Source organism: Capnocytophaga sp. oral taxon 863 str. F0517 (assembly GCF_000466425.1).
Classification (GTDB): domain Bacteria; phylum Bacteroidota; class Bacteroidia; order Flavobacteriales; family Flavobacteriaceae; genus Capnocytophaga.
Genome location: NZ_KE992154.1, coordinates 1 through 17,724, shown reverse-complemented (window position 1 = coordinate 17,724; position 17,724 = coordinate 1). Strand labels below are relative to the sequence as shown.

Sequence of the window (17,724 nt, the reverse complement as noted above, 5' to 3'; positions counted from 1 at the left end):
AAAATTCATAATTCCCCTCGCACTATTTAGAGCGTATTATAGGCTTAAAAAACGCTTATCTCTATGGGGGGTTAAGGGAAATAGTAGGGCAATTCTTTTGTATTGTACTGGCTGTTAATGGGATAAAATTTTAACAACACGTCTGATACATTACCTATTTGAGACATTCTTCAATTAGAGACATATCTATATTAGAACTATTAAATTTTATTTTTTCACTCCATTTAGTATAAATTGGAGGGAATTTTTTATTAAATTCTTCAGAAAACATCCAACTGTATAAACAAAAATTTTTAGGTAATCTATCTAATAAAAGATATTTTTTAGCTTCACTTTCTAAATGTCCATTATCAGAAGCCCATTGTAATAATACTTTAAATTTATTTGTTGCCTGTTCATAACTAAAACCTTCTTCTTTAGCAATATCCCAACTTGTTTCTACACAAGCATATAAAAATCCTTTTTCTTTTGGAACTTTTATACTGAAGAGAATTAACTCATTTGTTAATTCTTTAGCTGCTGAACAGAATCCTTTTTTTGATAAATTTAAAACAAATTTCTTATATTTCTTCTTTAAAAAAACAACTCCTTCAGCAGTTAAAAGATTTGAATTTAAACTAAATTCATTATCTATTCCAAATTCTAAAAAAATTTCCTTTCCTTCTTCTGAAAGCAAGTTATTATCCAAGAGGCTTTTTAAAAGAAAGTCTAACCATTTTTTTATAATATCTTGATTTTCATCTTCATACCATTTCACTTTATCAAAAATTATGATTTCTTCTGTGACTATTTTCTTCTGTGACATTTTATTTTTTTTCTTTTAGGTAATAATATTAACTCATTTGTTTTTCTATCTCTAATATATGTAGGACCGTTTTCTCGTATCCTCCTCGTTTTTTCTTCTTGTTCTACTTTTCTTGCTTTAAGAGAAGTAACTTCTTCTATATGTACTATTTTTTTATCTTCTATAACGACAATATCAATTCTTCTCGCTTCACCTGTAAAGCCCTCATCTATTTTTATATTTCCTTTTGCGTCTCTCAAATAACATTCTCTTTGGATTTCCGAATATTTTTCCTTCAATTCTTCTACTCGTTCTTCTTCTCTATTTTTCCCTTTTTCATAATTATCTCTAATATCTAACCCAAACCTATCTCCCCCACTGGCGCAAGTCACATACTCGCTTCCAAGTATTCAGCGACTTTAGCTTGTGCCCAATTCAAAATTCACAATTCATAATTCCCCTAGCACTATTTAGAGCGCATTATAGGCTTGAAAAACTCTTTTCTCTATAGTGGGTAAAGGAAAATAATAAGGTAGTTCTTTTGTATTCTGTTGATTTTTAATGTAATAAAATTTTAACAACACGTCTGATACATTACCCACACATTTGGAACATTACCATATTATTTACCATTACCAAGGTTCACCATCTTCATCTTGTATCTTTACGATAGTTTGCCTTTTAAACCAATCAAAAAAATCTTCTACTGATATCTCTATATTTGGCGGATGAGAACTAATTTCAACCATAATATATTCATCTTTTAAAAATATTCTCACATTAAAAGGCCAAGTATTCTTGTATTCTATATCTTGTAACCAAAATTCGTCATTATTGGAATAAAAAAAGGTCTTTAAAGAGTATATTTTTTCTTTTATTCTTCCTTTGTTTATATGATACCATTCCTTGTCTTCAAATATTATATATACTTCTGCTGCCATTTTTCTAAATTATCTAAATTAAGTTCCATTTGATCTTCCTATTTTCTCTTCAAAATCTTTAGGATTTTTTATTCCTATATGAGCATCTGATGAATTAAAAGTTACAATTGTAACACCATTATCAGCCAACTCTATGCTTCCTGTTTTACCATGTTTCCCTACAGACTTATGTATATGAGCGTTATTGGCTTCTCTAAAAGATGTGGTTTCAACAGCTCCATATTTGTGAATCTGAACTTCAGAACCATCCTCATGTACCCACCTTTGATTTCGCTCATTAGTAGGATTCTTTAATATGAAATCGTTTTTCTCTAATTGTTTCTGTATGTATGTTATATTTTTTCCTTTAAGCTTAGGAAGTTGTGATACAGCCTTATCGCAATCCAACCCAAACCTATCTACCCACCAGTTACTATCCTTCACATATCCATATAGTGTAGGATTTTCCCCAGCAAGCCCTATTGGGTCTTGAGATATATACGCCCCCGTTTCAGGGTTATAATAACTAAACCTATTATAAGCAAGTTTCGTTTCAAAATCATAATACTGTCCTTGATAAAGGAAAGACTTCATCTCCTAATCATACTCATCTAGATAGTCCTCCTATTCTTTGGGCATTAGGCGTTCTATATGTGGGTCTCTATTCCCAAGTTCATCAAAGGTGTATGCTACTTCTCCTGTTTGGTCGGATATGACATAGAAAAATTCTCTTATTTCTCCAAATAATTCAAATTCCCCTGTTACTATCCAAGCCTTATCACCCTCAACATCAAAAGAAAGATTTAGTTCTGCTCTGACAGGCGTATTTTTTAAATTACTAAATTTTTCTTTGTATTGCTTCGCTATCATTATAGCGCTGTCTTCTGTAAGATTTAAAATCTTCCCTAATTTTATGTAATCCAATTTTTATATTTCTCAACATCCTCTCTCCCCTGCTGGTGGTGCTTTGTAAGTTTGATAATAGAGCTATAAGCTCTTAATATCATAGGCAAGAGCTCTAAGAAACGCGCCAGCGAGGGCTATTTAATATATTTTTTCAGCTAATACCTCATTAAGGATTAGTTTTTATCATCTTCAATGTTCCAAAATTTAATATTCTTACTTTTCAAAAAAGTATCAAATAACTTACCTTCTAGCAACATTTCCTCTTCAGTAAGATTTCTTACCTCATATTTATTTACAATGATATACCAAGCCCAACGATAAGGCTCATAATGCTCAATAAATCCTATTGCATAATAAGGTTCAGGATCATCCTCTAAAGTATTAAGTCTTTCAATAAAATCATTACAAAACTCATTATCAGGTACAGTTTCCTTATAAAGATCAGTGATTAATAAACAAATATATTCAAAGTAGATTTGTCTATAAAATTTCTTATGTTTTCCTTGATAGGTACTATAACTCACAGGTTTTTCTTTTACTTTATTCATCTTTAAAGCTATTCCTATTACCTTTCCTTCCAATTGATTATTCTTCATTTTTTAGTAAATCATTTCTTTTCGGATACTCTTCAGCCGCTTTTATATATGTAGATTTATTGTCATTTATCACTAGTGTCCCGTTAAATTTTATAGATCTTGTATTGTAGTTATGTGCTGGCGTGAGCTTGTAGCTCTTTTTCCTAAAGATAGAGGTTCTTTACAATAGAAAATAAAAATCAAATCCGTTCTATTTAAAAATATTTACAACTAACTACATATCAAATATTTAAAAGAATATTTTGTATTTTTAATGGGACACTAGTGAGTTCGTAAAATTAATCATTAATCATTATTAGCATTAATCATTAAAAAGTCGTATCTTTGCACCATGCTTCTAACCCTAACATGCTATTTCCCCTCTCTAAATTTTTTTATTCTATGAAAAAAATGATTCTACCGGGTATGCTGGCGGTTGTCGCTTCTTGCCACTGCCCCAAGACTGCACAGTCCACTGCTCAAGAGACTGTGAAACAGGCTGTTGCCACAGAGAACTGGGGGAATCCCAGCGATGTGAAAGCCCAAGGCAAATTCCAACTCTCCGGCCTTGCCTATGGCTACAGTGACTTGGAACCTTATATCGACGGACGTACCATGTCCATCCACTATTCTAAGCACTATTTGGCCTATACCAACAACCTGAATAAGGCCATCGCCGGCACTGCCCTTGAAAGCCAAAGCATCGAGCAAATCCTCAGTGGATTGGACTTGAATAACAAGGCGGTACGCAACAATGCCGGAGGTTACTACAACCATACCCTCTTTTGGGAAGTGATGACCCCTAAGAAAACTGCCCCTCAGGGGAAACTTTTGGCGCAAATCAACGCTGATTTTGGTTCGTTCGAGAATTTCAAAAAGCAATTTGCCGATGCCGCCGCTAAGCAATTCGGTTCTGGTTGGGCTTGGCTCGTAGTAGGCAAAGATGGTAAGCTACACATAGGCGATACTCCTAATCAGGATAACCCCTTGATGCCTAATATGCCTATACAAGGTACCCCTATCCTCGCCTTAGATGTATGGGAACATGCTTACTACCTCAAATACCAAAACCTTCGCCCTAAATACATAGAAGCTTTCTTCAATGTAATCAACTGGGACAAAGTAGCAGAAAAATTTGAAGCCAGTCGCTAATGACTAATGACAAATGACTAGTGACTAATCCATTGTGGTATTAGTCATTTGTCATTTGTCTTTATCTTCGTTTCTACATAGGCTCCTTGTGGTATCTGGCTGATGATGGCCTCTCGGTAGCCTTGCCAAAGATAGCCCCCAGGTATCCAAAGATCATTCACTCCTTCTTCATTACCGGTAGGAATCCTTAGGTGAAAGTCCTCCGGACAGAGGATATCAATACGAGAAAGTTCTCGCCCTGCCCATCTTCCACTGGGTACCCCCAAGGCAGCCTCTATCTTACTCACATCGCCTGCGGCCTGCTCTAAGATACAATCCATCTGTTCCTTAGGAATGATAAACTGACAATTATCAGGGCGCCCTATCAGCTCCCTTCCATATTTGTCCAAGATATCCTTGGGTACTATATAAGAAGCCCCATTGCGAAAAATACCTAAATGTGTCGCTATATATTTAGGACAAAGATATTCCTTGGGCTGAGGGCGCATCCCCTTAGGAGTTTCCATAAGTGTCGCCACATCAGCGCCTCCAATAAAGTGTACCCGCTGGCAACTTTTCCGGATCATAGGAGAGAGAAACATGTCTCTACATTCGTTTAGCTTATTGATAACAAACGAATGATACTTTGTTTCCCTCCATACTACTTCCTGCTGTGCATACAAGTCCCTTGCTGCCAGCAGCAAGAGGATAAGGAATACTTTCTGTACTAAAAATCGCATCTTAGACCTATTTTGTAGATACAAAGATACGATTTTTTTCTTATATATAAGAGGCTTTCTTTTAGAAATCCACCTTTACGTCCAATTTTTGTGCAATGATCTTATTTATATACTCGGAAAGTGCTGGTATCTTGACACTTTCCAAGACGGTATTGGCAAAGGCATAGGTGAGCAAGGCCGCGGCCTCCTTCTTTCCTATCCCACGCGATTGTAGGTAGAACAAAGAATCGGGGCTGAGCGAACCTACCGTACATCCATGGGAACACTTCACATCATCGGCAAAGATCTCCAACTGTGGTTTGGTATATACGGTAGCCTTCTCGGAGAGTAAGATATTATCGTTCTGCTGGTAAGCGTTGGTCTTTTGAGCAATCTGCTCTACCATGATTTTCCCATTGAAGACATTGGTAGCTTGGTCATTAACGATGCTCTTATAGTCCTGATGGCTCTCACAGTTAGGCTCGGCATGGTTCACCAAGGTATAATGATCCGTATGTTGGTTTCCTTCAAGGATACTCAATCCCTTAAGGGTAGATTCCAAGTATTCCCCGTGGTGATAGAAATTCAGGTTGTTACGGGTGAGTGTCCCACCAAAAGAGAAGGTATGCACGCTGGCATGGCTCTGCGCCTGCTGAGAGATATAAGTATTGTCAATCAAGGAAGCTTGGAGCGCATCGTTCTGCAATTTGTAGTAGTCCAAATGTGCTTCTTTAGCTACAAATACTTCCGTTACGGCATTGGTCAGCACCTGTGCTTGGGAGAGGTTGTGGTGCATCTCAATCACCTTCAGCTCGGCACGCTCCCCTATGGAGATGATATTACGCGGTTGGAAACAAGTAGGCGCCGCTACATCACTCAAATACAATAGTTGGATAGGCTTTTCCACCACCTTGCCTTTGGGCACCTCTATATAGACCCCTTCGGCCGCATAGGCTGTATTGAGCGCTGTAAACACATCACCTTTCTCCGTATCTGCATTGAAATATTTGCTTACAAAAGAAGCTCCTCCTTTGTGCAAAGCCTCTAATAGGGGCGTTACGGTAAAGTTTGCACCATCAGTATTGGACATTTCTGCACTGAAAAAGCCATTAACAAACACCAATAGGTGGCTACCTTCTATCCAATAAGGGTGCAATACCTCTGGGGCAAATGTCTTTTTAGCTTGTGTAGGCTGCCACAGCGTGTAATCTGTTGCTTGAATATCCTTAAGCGAAGTGTATTTCCATGCTTCCACCTTCTTATGAGGGAAGCCTTTTTCGCCAAAGAAACTGAGGGCTTCTCGGCGAATGTCTTTTAATATATCGTCCTTGTGTGGGAATGTCTCAAAAGAGGCTACCCATTTTTCTTTTAAATCCATGATTTATCAGTTGTTAGTGATTAGTGGTTAGTAGTTAGTCACTTGTCATTAGTCACTATTTAAGCCAATCGTAGCCCTTTTCCTCTAACTCTAACGCAAGGTTTTTGTCTCCTGTTTTTACGATTTTACCATCGGAAAGCACATGTACATAGTCAGGGACGATGTAGTCCAAAAGACGTTGATAGTGAGTGATAACAATCACTGCGTTGTCCTTACTCTTGAGTTTGTTCACGCCGTTGGCCACAATACGAAGGGCATCGATATCGAGACCAGAGTCCGTTTCGTCAAGGATAGCCACTTTGGGTTCGAGCATGGCCATTTGGAAGATTTCGTTGCGTTTTTTCTCTCCTCCGGAGAAGCCTTGGTTAAGGGAACGCGCGAGGAAGTCCGGATTGATTTCCAAAAGGGCAGCTTTCTCCCGTATCTTTTTAAGGAGTTCGCCGGCAGACATCTCGGGAAGTCCTTGTGCCTTACGGCTCTCATTGATGGCTGTTTTGATAAAGTTGGTTACCGATATACCAGGTATTTCCACCGGATACTGGAAGGACATAAAGATACCCTTGTGAGCGCGCTCTTCTGGTGCATCCTCTAAGAGGCTCTCCCCATTGAGGATCACATCCCCCTCTGTCACCTCGAAGTTCTCATTTCCAGCAATTACAGAGGACAATGTAGATTTGCCCGCTCCATTAGGCCCCATAATCGCATGTACTTCGCCTGCTTTCACTTCTAAGTTGATTCCTTTAAGGATTTCCTTACCATCCACCCCTGCGTGGAGATTTTTTATTATTAACATGTTTGATGAGTTTTTAGTGTATTAATTTTGTATTTCCTGTTTTTTAGTTTTCTAAAAAAATATCGTCTGTGCTTATTTGGAGTGTAGGAAACTTTTCTGATGGGATATTTCCTTCCACTATATTGATAGGATTCTGATACTTACCATCCTTGAGAACATAGAGCAATACATTTTGGTGATCCGGGTCTATGATCCAGTATTCGGGGACTTTAGCCTCCTGGTACAAAGCGTATTTGTATTTCATCTCCTTCTTAGAATTGCCAGGAGAGAGAATTTCTATCACCAAATCAGGCGCTCCATAACAACCACGCTTGTCTATCTTTTCTGCATCGCATACCACACAAATATCAGGCTGTACTACCGTATAAATATCCTTATCTTCCTTGGCCTCTCGAAGCAAACGCACATCAAAGGGCGCATGAAAGACCTTACAATCCTTTCCTTTAAAAAACTGATATAGCTCCCCTGCCAACCTCATGGATACTTCCTGATGCAAAGCCGAAGGGGCAGACATCCTAAAGAGCTTTCCCTTGAAGAGCTCCACCCGTTCCTTGAACTTCCACAACAGATAGTCCGCATAGGAATACACCCCATAGAGCGGATCTAACTGATTGATATTAGTGATTTCCATTAGTCATTGGTTTTTTGAGGGATTAAACTCTTTAGTCTGTAATATCGTTCATAGTTGTAACCTCCTTCATTTTTAAAGAGTTTTTGGTTGTAACACTTTGTCAATCTTATTTTGTTTTGTATAGATTCTTTTATCTGGTCGTCATTTTCTATGAGTAATATCTCAGAAAATAGATACCATTCTTCAAGTTGTTTTTTATAGCTTTCTAAGCCTCTATTGTTATTATCTAGAAGAAAATTAAATTTTATTAGAAATTCTGGAGTAGAAATAGCATTAATAATACCCAATATTTGTTCCATAGTATTTCTTTCTCCTGAAAGAAAATCCCACAATTCACTGGCTAACAAAGTTTCTTCTTGTGCAAAAAACTTAGACATTTTTATAATAGAAGAAAAAAATCTATCTTTATTATAAGTAGTAGGAACTGTTGGATTCTCTGTAGGGTCAAAAGGGAATCCTATATAAAATCTAATCTCTTTGTTAGGAAATAGCCTATATAAGACTGCTTTCCCTTCTAAAATTTTCTGTTTTTCACCTCGCATTTCTCCTGAATTAGGTTTTACCGATTTTAGTTCAATAGCGGTAATAGTATCATTTTCTTCTATAAAAACATCTGCTGAAAAATCAAGAGCCCTTACTAATGTGCTATCTGCATTTTGAAATATAACACCATTCTCTCTTTCAAGATTAGGTGTTTGTGCCGCATTATCTAAATCAGTAATAAGTTCTGAAATATCCTCTTTTTGTTGCTGTGTAATGTACTGAGTTCCTAAACGTTTAGCCGTGTACTCTCTTTTTTCTCCATCAGACAGATGATGAGCTATACTTTCAAAAAATTGTTGACCTAAGGTAGTATTTAAGCCATGTAACCAACTACTTAAGCTTATAAAGAAAGGCACATCGGGAACTTTATCTTGCAACTTATCAGTAAAAGCACTTAAGAAAGCTTCGTGAAAAGGAGCATTTCTATTTCCTGAAGTGTTTTCAGGAAATTTATCAAATCGATTTACAAGTGTTCTTATTACTTCAATAGCTATTTTTTCTTTTTGTAAATTAGTTAAAGCCATAACTTTTCTATTTTTCTTTCAAATGAAATATAATCTCAGCGTACGCGTTTTTGTCTTTTTCAGTACGATTCAGCACAGGGCGTTTGTATTGGTTTACAATTCGCATTCCTGCTCGCTCGGCTATTTCGGGGTATAAACCATATTTGTCATTGGCTACCAAAAATACATCGTAATCATCGGCTAAAAAGCGTTTGCTGTTGGTCAGTACTTCAGCGATACCAGCTACATACATACGCTTGGCTTCCTGTCCTTGTCCTTTGTAAAGGGGACCTATCTCTTTATCATCATTGCGCTCAAAACCAAAAAGATCATAAGCATAAGCGTGTTGCTCATGATAATCAATCAGCCCTACATAAGGAGGCGATGAGAAAATGCCCTTTATTTTCTGCTTTCTTACCAAAGCGGCAAACTCTGGATTCTTATGCTCTAATGCCTCAAAAATGTCAATAGTACGACTATCCCCTTGCAAACATTTCTGATAAGTATGAGTGCGTAACTGACCGAACTGCTCTAAGCGCTTGATCGTATCTTTGACATAAGTCTCCCACCATTTTAGGATAGAGAATAACGGCTTACACACCTTACCGTGTTTGGCACAATAGTAAGTAGTCGTTATAGGTTCTATTAGGGTCGCTAAATCGGCGTGAGTGGTGGCACGACAACTGCGAATAGTACGACTTAGGATAAGTGTAACTATACGCTTGGTGGCAGGATTAGGTATTTGTTTAATAAGGTTAAACACAAAATCTATCTCCTCGCGTACGTGCTGTATATACCACTTGTCTAAAAACGTATCGGCTTTAGCTTGTTTTAGCTGAATGTGATATCTCTCTACAAGAGCTTGATAGATAGGTAAGAACTGTTGTTCTTTTTCAGCACCATATACTTTACCGTCTATCTCTTTGCGTTGTAACTTGTATTTATAATCAGGTACAGGAAAGTATTCTTTATTAAAATTATTAAGTGCTTCAGTAAGTTCTGCATCAAAATCAAGGATGTGTTTCTCTGCTAAGAAATTCTTTAGGGCATATGTAATCCGAAGTGTTTGGTTATACACATCTACCAAATCATAATGACCCACTTTAGCATTGCCTATGAGTGCATTGAAGACTGATACATCTACCCCAATGGCATGCATACCCAGCTCTGAGGCCTGTACCATAGTGGTACCACTGCCTGAAAAGGGGTCAAGTACTATATCTCCTGCTTTGAAAAATACTTCCTTTTTAAAGTTATCCGTATGAGTATCTAAAAAATATGCTACCAATTGTGGAATAAACTTACCCTTATAAGGATGCAAGCGATGTACATGCTTAGTCGTCTCTGCCTCTTTGTATTGCTCGAATGATAAATCCCAATTCAAATCCTCTCCCAATATTTCCTTCCACTGTTTCTGACGACTGCCTCCCAAAGCATCGTAATAGGCCTTGAGTTCTTCTTTATCTATTTGGGTAACCCCATCATTTTCATATCTTTTGACCTTACCATACTGCACTAAATAGGAAATATTGGACGAAGTAACATTCTTGCCCATATATTGTGTCGCCCACTGTGAGGCCTGCTGAAGCGTAAAGTATTGATTAGGACTTAACATAATGCCGTCTCTCCTTCCATCGTTTTATTTCAAGGTGCAAAGATACATCATTTCTTTTTGCTTTCCAAGAAAAAGACGACTTTATCTTTTTAGTAATCTGGAATCTACCTTCTCTCCAGAGATACCCTCCTACAATTTTTCTAAGAACTCTAAGAAACTTCCTGAAACCTTGCGCAGTTTCCATACTCCCATACCGTGGGGCGCTTTGTAGATGGGAGCATCGTTACCGTCACTTTTGGAAAGGTCAAGTATATAGGGATCAGCATCTTTGTCCGCGATTACAAGCCAATGGGCATTCCAATCGGGAAAAGGCTCGTCATCGGGGCTACTGAAAGCATAACCACACTGATGCGCTATTAAAGTATTAGCACCATAGAGATTGATATCCTTGAGGAAAGCATCATTGGCAGGCGAAAAGCGTTCTAAGAAAGTAAGGTAAAGAGTAGGTAGCTCCCAGCGTTCTTTGATCTTATCAATGACTTGTTTTTCAGCTGCTTGCAGTATAGCGTTGTTATACTGATAAGAATTTACCTTCCAAAAATCTCTCTCTTTTGCCAATACCTGCTCTATTTTAGCCACTGCCTTCTCTAAGTCGGTTTGCGGATGGGTTATTAAAAATGGAAACTCGTTTTGTGGTTTGTTTTGTGGGTAGCCTTGCACTTGCCATTCAAGTACTTTTTCCATAGGTAGGGCTTGCCAATAAGCAGGATCAGAGGGGAGGTTGCTGTTAAAAGGCTGTCCGCTATGCTCGGCTAAGGCAATGATAGCGCTGCCTTTATTCTCTTTGCTATCCTCCTTTTGCAAGTAATCTACCAAAAAAGGATAGCACTTGTCTCCCTCTACTTTCAGCAGTCCGCTAAAAGCCCAATAGGGTAAGCCTTGGTTTATCACCTCGTAGAAGAAAGGGGCAAGTTCAGTATCATTTTCGGTCACAAGTTCCGAGATACGTGCAATTACAAAGTCGCGAGCGTGGGTTATTTCGCTTTCTTTTACTGCTCGTACTAAGGTTTGTAAGGTTTCTTGACGCATTTTCTCACCGTACTTCTTCACTATTTTTCTTACCAATTCGTGATATTCGCTGCCATCAATAGTGGTGAGAAGTTTTTGGGAGAGGTCGCTGAAATCTTTTTCTTGTTTAGTCATTATTTGCTTCTTCAAAAGTTACGGTTACATTGGGGAATTTCTTCAGCACCTCAATACGCTCTTTGAAAGCACCTAAAATATACTCTTCCCACGGGATACCATACTGGTCGTTGTAGTACAATTGCATTTTCTTACTGTACTCTAAGCGGTCGGTAACAGCTTTGTTTTGTCGCCAATTCAGTGCTTTGAGGGCATCATACACTTTGTCGTTTTTGGCAGGAATAGGACTTACCCGTACATAGAGCGTTCCGTCTATATATCGCGGAGGGGTGCTTTCTACTTCATTTTCAGTTGTATATACAAAAGTCTTTTCGCCTGTTATGGGGATATACTGTTGCAGAAGTTGCGCCAATTCTTCATCGGATAATAATCCTTGATAGGTTTGGGTAAAACGAGGCGACACACGTGTGAAATCGGTGAGTTTTCGGCTATAAACTTCTTGTATTACTTGCCGTTGCGCCTCGTTGGTTATATAAGGCAAGTGGCTTTGTAGCAGGCGGGTTATATTTTCGTAGAAATCACCTTCACTGCGCACAAGCGACCCCTCGTATATATCGTTCACCGAGTTGAGCATCTCATAGAAAAAGAAGTCTTCGAGGGTGTTTGCCAATAGCTCTGCCTCGTCAGAATCGTGTTGTAACAAGGCTATAGGAGGAGTAGGCTTAGGAGCATTTTGGTCGTACAAAAAGCAATAATAATCACCGCCACCTGTTTGTCCGAAAGGAATAAAAAGGTAATCAGTATTGATGTTGAACCAACTCTCCTCACCATTGAGTTCTTCAATAGTTTCTGCAATATTAGTAAGTGGTATCAACTCAAACTCACCGCTGTACAAAAAGAGCGGTGGGTGGTTTTTAAGTCGTGGATATACTTCTTTACTCCAATGCGAAGCATATTCGCCTATATCGAGCATTTGGTCAGTATAAAGCCGATGATATAGTTCAGGATATTGAAATTGGTATTGTTGTTCTAAGGTTTTTAACATAATGGAAAATTAGCAAATTAGAGAATTAGTAAATTGACTAATTTATCAATTTATACACATGCAAAGCATCGGCTTGGTGGAGCGGAGTGACGGTGATGTCGGTAATCTGTACTTTGTCAGGTAGATTGACGATATAGGCGATCGTGTCGGCGATATCTTCAGCATAGAGGGGGGTGATGCCTTTGTACACATTATCGGCTTTCTCGGTATCGCCTTTGAAACGCACCTTGCTGAAGTTGGTCTCTACCAAGCCTGGTTTTATGGTCGTTACCTTGATTTTCTTGTCCAACAGTTCTATACGCATGGCATCGCTGAGGGCTTTTACAGCAAACTTGGTTGCACAATAGATACTGCCATTGGGGTAAGCTATTTCCCCCGCTACCGACCCGATGTTCACAATGGTACCCACCTTGTCAGTGGCGAGCATGAGCGGAATCACACTATTGGCTACATAAGTAAATCCTTTGATGTTGGTATCAATCATCTGGTCGGCATCTTCCATAGCGTAAGTGTGAAGGGGTTGTAGTCCTATGGCCAAGCCTGCATTGTTAATAAGAATCTCAATTTGTCGCCATTTTTCAGGTAAAGATTGGATATTTTTCGCTACCTCTTGGTAGTCTCTTACGTCAAATGCTAAAGTGATGACCTCTATAGCGTGTTCTTTTTCTATTTTAGCTTTCAGTTCTGCTAAAACATCTGCTCTTCGTGCACAGAGAATAAGGTTTGCACCCATTTGTGCCAATTTTTCGGCTACGGCTTTACCTATCCCACTACTGGCGCCTGAGATAAAAGCGATTTTTCCTTTGATACGATTTAGTTCCATTTATTTAGCTATTTAAGATTGATTATCAATTCTATTCCCTATATCCTAACACCTATTTCCATATCTTCTTCATTACCTCCTCCACAGTAGGCTCGTGATACTTGCCTTTTTTATCCTTGGTGGTATTAAATGCCATAGGGTCAAAATGTGGACAGTTAAGTTCTAAAAACTTATAAAAGTACTGATGTCCGTAGAACATATAAGGCATAAACTCCTCCTGAAAGTCGTTTTCGCACTCAAATTCATTGTCTATAATGATACGCACAAAAGCAGTGATGTCTTCACGGGTGAGGTCGTTGTGCTTTACAGGGTCGGGCATTGCCAAATCAAAAGCAAAAGCTTCAATACCATTACACTCCCACCATTCCCATAGCCAAGTATCGGAAAGGTCTTTGCCAGTGAGTTCGCTGAGGTATTGCTCCATCGCCTTGTATTCTTTGTCAAATACTTCCTTGGGAGTGCCTTCACTTTGGGCATCATGAAAGGCTTCGTAGTCTTCCAAACGTTTTAGTATAAGCGGGTACAGCTTTTCTGCTGTTGCAAAATCAGTACGTAGTTCTTTTCTTAGGGTATTCATTATTCTTCAAAAATTTTATTTGCCGGAAAGCGCAAATCGGGATAGGTAACCGATTGCACTTCGTCGGTTTCTAAAATAGGGGAAAGCGCTATATAGTTACCCTCACGATATAGGTAGATTTGTACCGTTTTATAGTAAGGGTCTACTACCCAATATTCAGGTACGCCCTGCTCCTGATAGAGGTCAAACTTCAGCTTGGTATCGTTGTATTGGGTGCCTCTCGAAAGAATCTCAATGATGAGATTAGGTGCTCCTTCACAGCCTCGCTGGGTGAGTTTCTGTCGGTCGCATATCACACAAATATCAGGCTGCACAACCGACTCCTTACCGTCTGCACTTTTGAAGAAGACATCAAAAGGAGCGGAATAAATCTTGCATTTTTGTCCCTTAAAAAAAGGTATTAGTAGCTCGTTTAGGTTGGTAGAGATTTCTTGGTGAAACCTTGCTGGTGCTGGGCTCATTGCAAATATTTTCCCCTTAAAGAGCTGTATTTTCTCTTTGAGCTTCCAGAGCAGATAATCGGCATAGGTGTAAGTGCCCAAAGGGTCTAATTGATTGATATGTGTAATTTCCATAGCTTTGAAAGTAAGGTTTTAGGATACAAAGATAAGGATAATTTGGTATTTGCCAAAATATCACTACCTTTGCACTTAGAAAATAGAAAATGAAAAATCTAGAACTTAAAATCCCACCTGCTATAGTATTTCTTATCTGCGCCTTGACAATGTGGGGAATAGCTCGTTTATTGCCTTTTGGTGTATTGCCCTACCTGCCCGCAGTGGCTATAACCTTCACAATGATAGGCGTGGGAGTTGGCTTGGCTGGTCTTTGGAGTTTTCACAAAGCCCACACTACTATTGATCCTCTTAATCCCTCGCAAGCTACTCATTTTGTTTCAAAAGGGATATACCAACTAAGTCGTAACCCTATGTATGTAGGCTTGGCTTGTTGCCTAATAGCTTGGGCGATATGGCTCTCTTATCTTTTAACTTGGATAGGGATACCGCTATTTATAGCCTATATGACACGCTTTCAAATCATTCCAGAAGAGCGCGCCCTGAGGATGAAATTTGGCAAAGAATACGAAAACTATTGCCTAAAAGTACGCCGCTGGTTGTGAATTTTTTAATTCCCATACTTCTTTCAGCTTTTAACAACTGCGCTTCTGAAAAGCCTTTGCAGTCCTCAGCAGCTAATTGGTATAGTTTCTTGATGTTTTCCATATCAATATTTCAGCAAATAAAATCCCCATATCATATTGCTAAACTCCCCTGCTACAAAGCTGTGTGTTTCGCCATTTATCACTACTTTATAAAGACAAAAAGACCTTTCAACGTGATAGAGAGGGTCTGTTACTTTTACATATTCTCCCGTTTCTTGCCATTTGTAGTCAAAGATATTTACACCAAAGAGTTTTACCTCGCCTTCTACTCCTGAGATTTCAAACTGCCACGATTTTTGCTTGAATAATTTCATACTAAAATAATCATTAGTGCCTGACTTTGGGTAATAAATCGTTACTATTAAAGGCTACATCCTACCAACTTTTTATATTCTACACATAATAAAAACTGCTGTTTTTCAAAGAAATGAATGAGTTTTTCGCCTCCTGAAATAACTATAGAGCCCCAACCATCAGCTACATAAAAATGGTCGGGATTAAAAGGGTTGGCAAGTGGAGGGGTAAGACTCCCATAAATACCGTTTTTCAGTGTTGTTTTCCAAATGATTTCTGTTTGCATAGTAATTTTTATTAATCTCTATAACCCAATACTAATGAATCCTGAGTATAGAATATTATAAATGACCAATGACAAACCCTATTAGTACTTGTCATTGGTCATTAATCGTTAGTCGTTGGTCATTATCCTACACTACCTTCTAAGCTGATTTCCAATAACTTTTGTGCTTCTACGGCAAACTCCATAGGGAGCTTGTTCAGCACTTCCTTACCAAAGCCATTGACAATGAGGGAGATCGCCTTTTCGGTATCTATCCCACGTTGGTTACAATAGAATATTTGGTCTTCCCCTATTTTGGAGGTGGTCGCCTCGTGCTCTATCTGAGCGGTAGGGTTTTTCGCCTCTATATAAGGGAAGGTATGTGCGCCACAATTGTTACCCATTAGTAGGGAATCACATTGGGAAAAGTTACGTGCATTTTTGGCATTGGGCACTACCTTTACCAGACCTCGGTAGCTGTTCTGTGACTTACCTGCGGAAATACCCTTGGAGATGATGGTGGATTTGGTATTGTTGCCCAAGTGAATCATCTTAGTCCCTGTATCGGCTTGTTGGAAATGGTTGGTTACCGCAATGGAATAGAACTCCCCTATGGAGTTATCCCCTTTGAGCACTACAGAAGGATACTTCCAAGTAATAGCGGAACCTGTCTCCACCTGTGTCCAAGATATTTTAGCATTCTTCTCGGCCAAGGCGCGCTTGGTTACAAAGTTATACACACCTCCCTTACCGTCCTTATCCCCTGGGAACCAGTTCTGTACGGTAGAGTACTTGATCTCGCCTCCATCCATAGCGATGAGTTCCACCACGGCAGCATGCAATTGGTTTTCATCACGCTTAGGAGCGGTACAACCCTCCAAGTAGGATACATAAGCGCCTTCATCTACAATGAGCAAGGTACGCTCGAACTGACCGGTACCTGCCTGATTGATACGAAAATAGGTAGAAAGTTCCATAGGGCAACGCACCCCTTTGGGCACATAGCAGAAAGAACCATCGGTGAAGACCGCTGAGTTCAGTGCCGCATAGAAGTTGTCTGTCTTGGGCACTACCGTTCCTAAGTACTTACGCACTAAGTCGGGGTGTTTCTGTATCGCCTCGGAAATGGCACAGAAGATAATGCCTTTTTCCGCCAAAGTCTTTTGGAAAGTGGTAGCCACTGATACAGAGTCCATGACCACATCCACGGCCACAGCAGGCTTATCCTCTACCCCTGCCAAACGTTTTTGCTCCTCAAGGGAGATACCCAACTTTTGGAAAGTCTCAATCAGCTGCGGATCTACCTCGTCTAAGCTATTGAGCTTTGGTTTCTTCTTAGGAGCCGAATAGTAAGCGATATCTTGGAAGTCAGGGGTTTCAAATTTTAGATTGGCCCAATGAGGTGGCTCTGGCATCGCCTTCCAGATACGGAAAGCCTCCACACGCCAGTCGGTCATCCATTGGGGTTCGTTTTTCTTTTTAGAGAGGGCAATGACCACCTCTTCATTGAGTCCTTTAGGAAAGGTATCCGATTCTATATCGGTATAGAAACCATATTTGTACTCACTGTTTTCTAATTCTTCTTTCAGTTCTTCTTCAGTGTATTTTGCCATTTTTCAGTATTTTAAAAGCTAAATTGTTGGATAAAAGATAACTACATCCTTTATTAGGTATTGCAAAGGGCACTCCTCTATCAGAGGACAAAATTACTACTTTTTTCGCACTTTATTCTTAATAAAAAGCAAAAAAATAAAGACTAAATAATGACTAGTGACGAATGACGAGTGACGAATGACGAGTGACGAATGACGAGTGACGAATGACGAGTGCAATAGGATTAGTCACTGGTCATTAGTCACTATCTTACATAGCCCAATATCTCCATCACGCTTTTTCGTTTGGGGGGCTGGCGGCACTCTACGGATCCGGTAAGTGCATCGGGGGCATCATCGTTCGGGTTGGTGCCAATACGCAAGT

The 17,724-nt window shown here is 39.2% G+C and carries 22 protein-coding genes; 2 read left to right on the top strand and 20 right to left on the bottom strand.

Annotated elements, in window-relative coordinates; genetic code table 11:
- Positions 1-154: 154 nt before the first annotated feature.
- The 6 genes from HMPREF1551_RS06890 to HMPREF1551_RS06865 all read right to left on the bottom strand — a co-directional run bounded on the left by HMPREF1551_RS06890 (position 155) and on the right by HMPREF1551_RS06865 (position 3,206).
- Complete coding sequence (locus tag HMPREF1551_RS06890) at positions 155-805, bottom strand: hypothetical protein (RefSeq protein ID WP_021628359.1); 651 nt, start codon at positions 803-805, stop codon at positions 155-157.
- Positions 787-1,176 carry a hypothetical protein gene (locus tag HMPREF1551_RS06885; RefSeq protein ID WP_021628358.1) on the bottom strand — a complete coding sequence of 130 codons (390 nt, stop codon included), beginning with the start codon at positions 1,174-1,176 and terminating at the stop codon, positions 787-789. Before HMPREF1551_RS06885 ends, HMPREF1551_RS06890 begins: the two co-directional genes overlap by 19 nt.
- A 240-nt stretch (positions 1,177-1,416) precedes the next feature.
- A complete protein-coding gene (locus HMPREF1551_RS06880; protein WP_021628357.1) occupies positions 1,417-1,725 on the bottom strand; it encodes a hypothetical protein in 309 nt (102 codons plus the stop codon).
- Positions 1,726-1,743: 18 nt separating this feature from the next.
- Complete coding sequence (locus HMPREF1551_RS13475; protein ID WP_021628356.1) at positions 1,744-2,298, bottom strand: RHS repeat-associated core domain-containing protein; 555 nt, start codon at positions 2,296-2,298, stop codon at positions 1,744-1,746.
- A 30-nt stretch (positions 2,299-2,328) separates the two neighbouring features.
- Positions 2,329-2,628: a hypothetical protein gene (locus tag HMPREF1551_RS06870; protein WP_021628355.1), complete on the bottom strand. Its 300-nt coding sequence runs from the start codon at positions 2,626-2,628 to the stop codon at positions 2,329-2,331.
- A gap of 155 nt (positions 2,629-2,783) precedes the next feature.
- A complete protein-coding gene (locus HMPREF1551_RS06865; RefSeq protein WP_021628354.1) occupies positions 2,784-3,206 on the bottom strand; it encodes a hypothetical protein in 423 nt (140 codons plus the stop codon).
- Between the two features lie 381 nt (positions 3,207-3,587).
- Here HMPREF1551_RS06865 and HMPREF1551_RS06860 point away from each other — a divergent pair, with 381 nt between their 5' ends.
- On the top strand, positions 3,588-4,337 hold the full coding sequence (locus HMPREF1551_RS06860; protein ID WP_034544452.1) for a superoxide dismutase: 750 nt from the start codon (positions 3,588-3,590) through the stop codon (positions 4,335-4,337).
- Between the two features lie 44 nt (positions 4,338-4,381).
- Here HMPREF1551_RS06860 and HMPREF1551_RS06855 read toward each other — a convergent pair whose 3' ends face one another.
- From HMPREF1551_RS06855 to HMPREF1551_RS06805, 11 genes are all read right to left on the bottom strand, one after another.
- Positions 4,382-5,056, bottom strand: a complete 675-nt coding sequence (locus HMPREF1551_RS06855; protein WP_021628352.1) for a hypothetical protein — start codon at positions 5,054-5,056, stop codon at positions 4,382-4,384.
- Positions 5,057-5,117: 61 nt separating this feature from the next.
- Positions 5,118-6,413 (bottom strand): Fe-S cluster assembly protein SufD, encoded by a 1,296-nt coding sequence (gene sufD, locus HMPREF1551_RS06850; protein WP_021628351.1) that lies wholly within the window; start codon positions 6,411-6,413, stop codon positions 5,118-5,120.
- Between the two features lie 55 nt (positions 6,414-6,468).
- Positions 6,469-7,206, bottom strand: coding sequence for a Fe-S cluster assembly ATPase SufC (sufC, locus tag HMPREF1551_RS06845; protein ID WP_021628350.1), 738 nt, complete (start codon positions 7,204-7,206; stop codon positions 6,469-6,471).
- A 43-nt stretch (positions 7,207-7,249) separates the two neighbouring features.
- The gene (locus HMPREF1551_RS06840) at positions 7,250-7,837 is read right to left on the bottom strand and encodes a Uma2 family endonuclease (RefSeq protein ID WP_021628349.1); all 588 of its coding nucleotides are present in this window, start codon (positions 7,835-7,837) and stop codon (positions 7,250-7,252) included.
- Positions 7,837-8,904, bottom strand: a complete 1,068-nt coding sequence (locus tag HMPREF1551_RS06835) for a TdeIII family type II restriction endonuclease (RefSeq protein ID WP_021628348.1) — start codon at positions 8,902-8,904, stop codon at positions 7,837-7,839. The genes HMPREF1551_RS06840 and HMPREF1551_RS06835 overlap by 1 nt, the downstream gene beginning before the upstream one ends.
- Positions 8,905-8,911: 7 nt before the next feature.
- Positions 8,912-10,498, bottom strand: coding sequence for a DNA methyltransferase (locus HMPREF1551_RS06830; RefSeq protein WP_021628347.1), 1,587 nt, complete (start codon positions 10,496-10,498; stop codon positions 8,912-8,914).
- Positions 10,499-10,627: 129 nt separating this feature from the next.
- Positions 10,628-11,641 carry an SMI1/KNR4 family protein gene (locus HMPREF1551_RS06825; protein WP_021628346.1) on the bottom strand — a complete coding sequence of 338 codons (1,014 nt, stop codon included), beginning with the start codon at positions 11,639-11,641 and terminating at the stop codon, positions 10,628-10,630.
- Positions 11,634-12,626 carry an SMI1/KNR4 family protein gene (locus tag HMPREF1551_RS06820; RefSeq protein ID WP_021628345.1) on the bottom strand — a complete coding sequence of 331 codons (993 nt, stop codon included), beginning with the start codon at positions 12,624-12,626 and terminating at the stop codon, positions 11,634-11,636. The genes HMPREF1551_RS06825 and HMPREF1551_RS06820 overlap by 8 nt, the downstream gene beginning before the upstream one ends.
- Positions 12,627-12,663: 37 nt before the next feature.
- On the bottom strand, positions 12,664-13,449 hold the full coding sequence (locus HMPREF1551_RS06815) for an SDR family NAD(P)-dependent oxidoreductase (RefSeq protein ID WP_021628344.1): 786 nt from the start codon (positions 13,447-13,449) through the stop codon (positions 12,664-12,666).
- Positions 13,450-13,501: 52 nt separating this feature from the next.
- Positions 13,502-14,026 (bottom strand): hypothetical protein, encoded by a 525-nt coding sequence (locus HMPREF1551_RS06810; RefSeq protein WP_021628343.1) that lies wholly within the window; start codon positions 14,024-14,026, stop codon positions 13,502-13,504.
- Entirely contained in the window at positions 14,026-14,601 is a 576-nt protein-coding gene (locus tag HMPREF1551_RS06805) for a Uma2 family endonuclease (RefSeq protein ID WP_021628342.1), read from the bottom strand. The genes HMPREF1551_RS06810 and HMPREF1551_RS06805 overlap by 1 nt, the downstream gene beginning before the upstream one ends.
- An 89-nt stretch (positions 14,602-14,690) precedes the next feature.
- Here HMPREF1551_RS06805 and HMPREF1551_RS06800 point away from each other — a divergent pair, with 89 nt between their 5' ends.
- Positions 14,691-15,146: a methyltransferase family protein gene (locus HMPREF1551_RS06800; RefSeq protein WP_021628341.1), complete on the top strand. Its 456-nt coding sequence runs from the start codon at positions 14,691-14,693 to the stop codon at positions 15,144-15,146.
- 104 nt (positions 15,147-15,250) lie between these two features.
- Here HMPREF1551_RS06800 and HMPREF1551_RS06795 read toward each other — a convergent pair whose 3' ends face one another.
- The 3 genes from HMPREF1551_RS06795 to sufB form a co-directional block, all read right to left on the bottom strand.
- Positions 15,251-15,502, bottom strand: a complete 252-nt coding sequence (locus HMPREF1551_RS06795; protein ID WP_021628340.1) for a hypothetical protein — start codon at positions 15,500-15,502, stop codon at positions 15,251-15,253.
- Between the two features lie 47 nt (positions 15,503-15,549).
- On the bottom strand, positions 15,550-15,768 hold the full coding sequence (locus tag HMPREF1551_RS06790; RefSeq protein WP_021628339.1) for a hypothetical protein: 219 nt from the start codon (positions 15,766-15,768) through the stop codon (positions 15,550-15,552).
- Positions 15,769-15,890: 122 nt separating this feature from the next.
- A complete protein-coding gene (gene sufB / locus HMPREF1551_RS06785) occupies positions 15,891-17,360 on the bottom strand; it encodes a Fe-S cluster assembly protein SufB (protein ID WP_021628338.1) in 1,470 nt (489 codons plus the stop codon).
- Positions 17,361-17,724 lie beyond the last annotated feature (364 nt).

Coding starts and splice junctions, on each gene's coding strand:
- HMPREF1551_RS06890 (WP_021628359.1), bottom strand. CDS start 805: ATGTCACAGAAGAAAATAGTCACAGAAGAAATCATAATTTTTGATAAA.
- HMPREF1551_RS06880 (WP_021628357.1), bottom strand. CDS start 1,725: ATGGCAGCAGAAGTATATATAATATTTGAAGACAAGGAATGGTATCAT.
- HMPREF1551_RS13475 (WP_021628356.1), bottom strand. CDS start 2,298: ATGAAGTCTTTCCTTTATCAAGGACAGTATTATGATTTTGAAACGAAA.
- HMPREF1551_RS06865 (WP_021628354.1), bottom strand. CDS start 3,206: ATGAAGAATAATCAATTGGAAGGAAAGGTAATAGGAATAGCTTTAAAG.
- HMPREF1551_RS06860 (WP_034544452.1), top strand. CDS start 3,588: ATGAAAAAAATGATTCTACCGGGTATGCTGGCGGTTGTCGCTTCTTGC.
- HMPREF1551_RS06855 (WP_021628352.1), bottom strand. CDS start 5,056: ATGCGATTTTTAGTACAGAAAGTATTCCTTATCCTCTTGCTGCTGGCA.
- sufD (WP_021628351.1), bottom strand. CDS start 6,413: ATGGATTTAAAAGAAAAATGGGTAGCCTCTTTTGAGACATTCCCACAC.
- sufC (WP_021628350.1), bottom strand. CDS start 7,206: ATGTTAATAATAAAAAATCTCCACGCAGGGGTGGATGGTAAGGAAATC.
- HMPREF1551_RS06840 (WP_021628349.1), bottom strand. CDS start 7,837: ATGGAAATCACTAATATCAATCAGTTAGATCCGCTCTATGGGGTGTAT.
- HMPREF1551_RS06835 (WP_021628348.1), bottom strand. CDS start 8,904: ATGGCTTTAACTAATTTACAAAAAGAAAAAATAGCTATTGAAGTAATA.
- HMPREF1551_RS06830 (WP_021628347.1), bottom strand. CDS start 10,498: ATGTTAAGTCCTAATCAATACTTTACGCTTCAGCAGGCCTCACAGTGG.
- HMPREF1551_RS06825 (WP_021628346.1), bottom strand. CDS start 11,641: ATGACTAAACAAGAAAAAGATTTCAGCGACCTCTCCCAAAAACTTCTC.
- HMPREF1551_RS06820 (WP_021628345.1), bottom strand. CDS start 12,626: ATGTTAAAAACCTTAGAACAACAATACCAATTTCAATATCCTGAACTA.
- HMPREF1551_RS06815 (WP_021628344.1), bottom strand. CDS start 13,449: ATGGAACTAAATCGTATCAAAGGAAAAATCGCTTTTATCTCAGGCGCC.
- HMPREF1551_RS06810 (WP_021628343.1), bottom strand. CDS start 14,026: ATGAATACCCTAAGAAAAGAACTACGTACTGATTTTGCAACAGCAGAA.
- HMPREF1551_RS06805 (WP_021628342.1), bottom strand. CDS start 14,601: ATGGAAATTACACATATCAATCAATTAGACCCTTTGGGCACTTACACC.
- HMPREF1551_RS06800 (WP_021628341.1), top strand. CDS start 14,691: ATGAAAAATCTAGAACTTAAAATCCCACCTGCTATAGTATTTCTTATC.
- HMPREF1551_RS06795 (WP_021628340.1), bottom strand. CDS start 15,502: ATGAAATTATTCAAGCAAAAATCGTGGCAGTTTGAAATCTCAGGAGTA.
- HMPREF1551_RS06790 (WP_021628339.1), bottom strand. CDS start 15,768: ATGCAAACAGAAATCATTTGGAAAACAACACTGAAAAACGGTATTTAT.
- sufB (WP_021628338.1), bottom strand. CDS start 17,360: ATGGCAAAATACACTGAAGAAGAACTGAAAGAAGAATTAGAAAACAGT.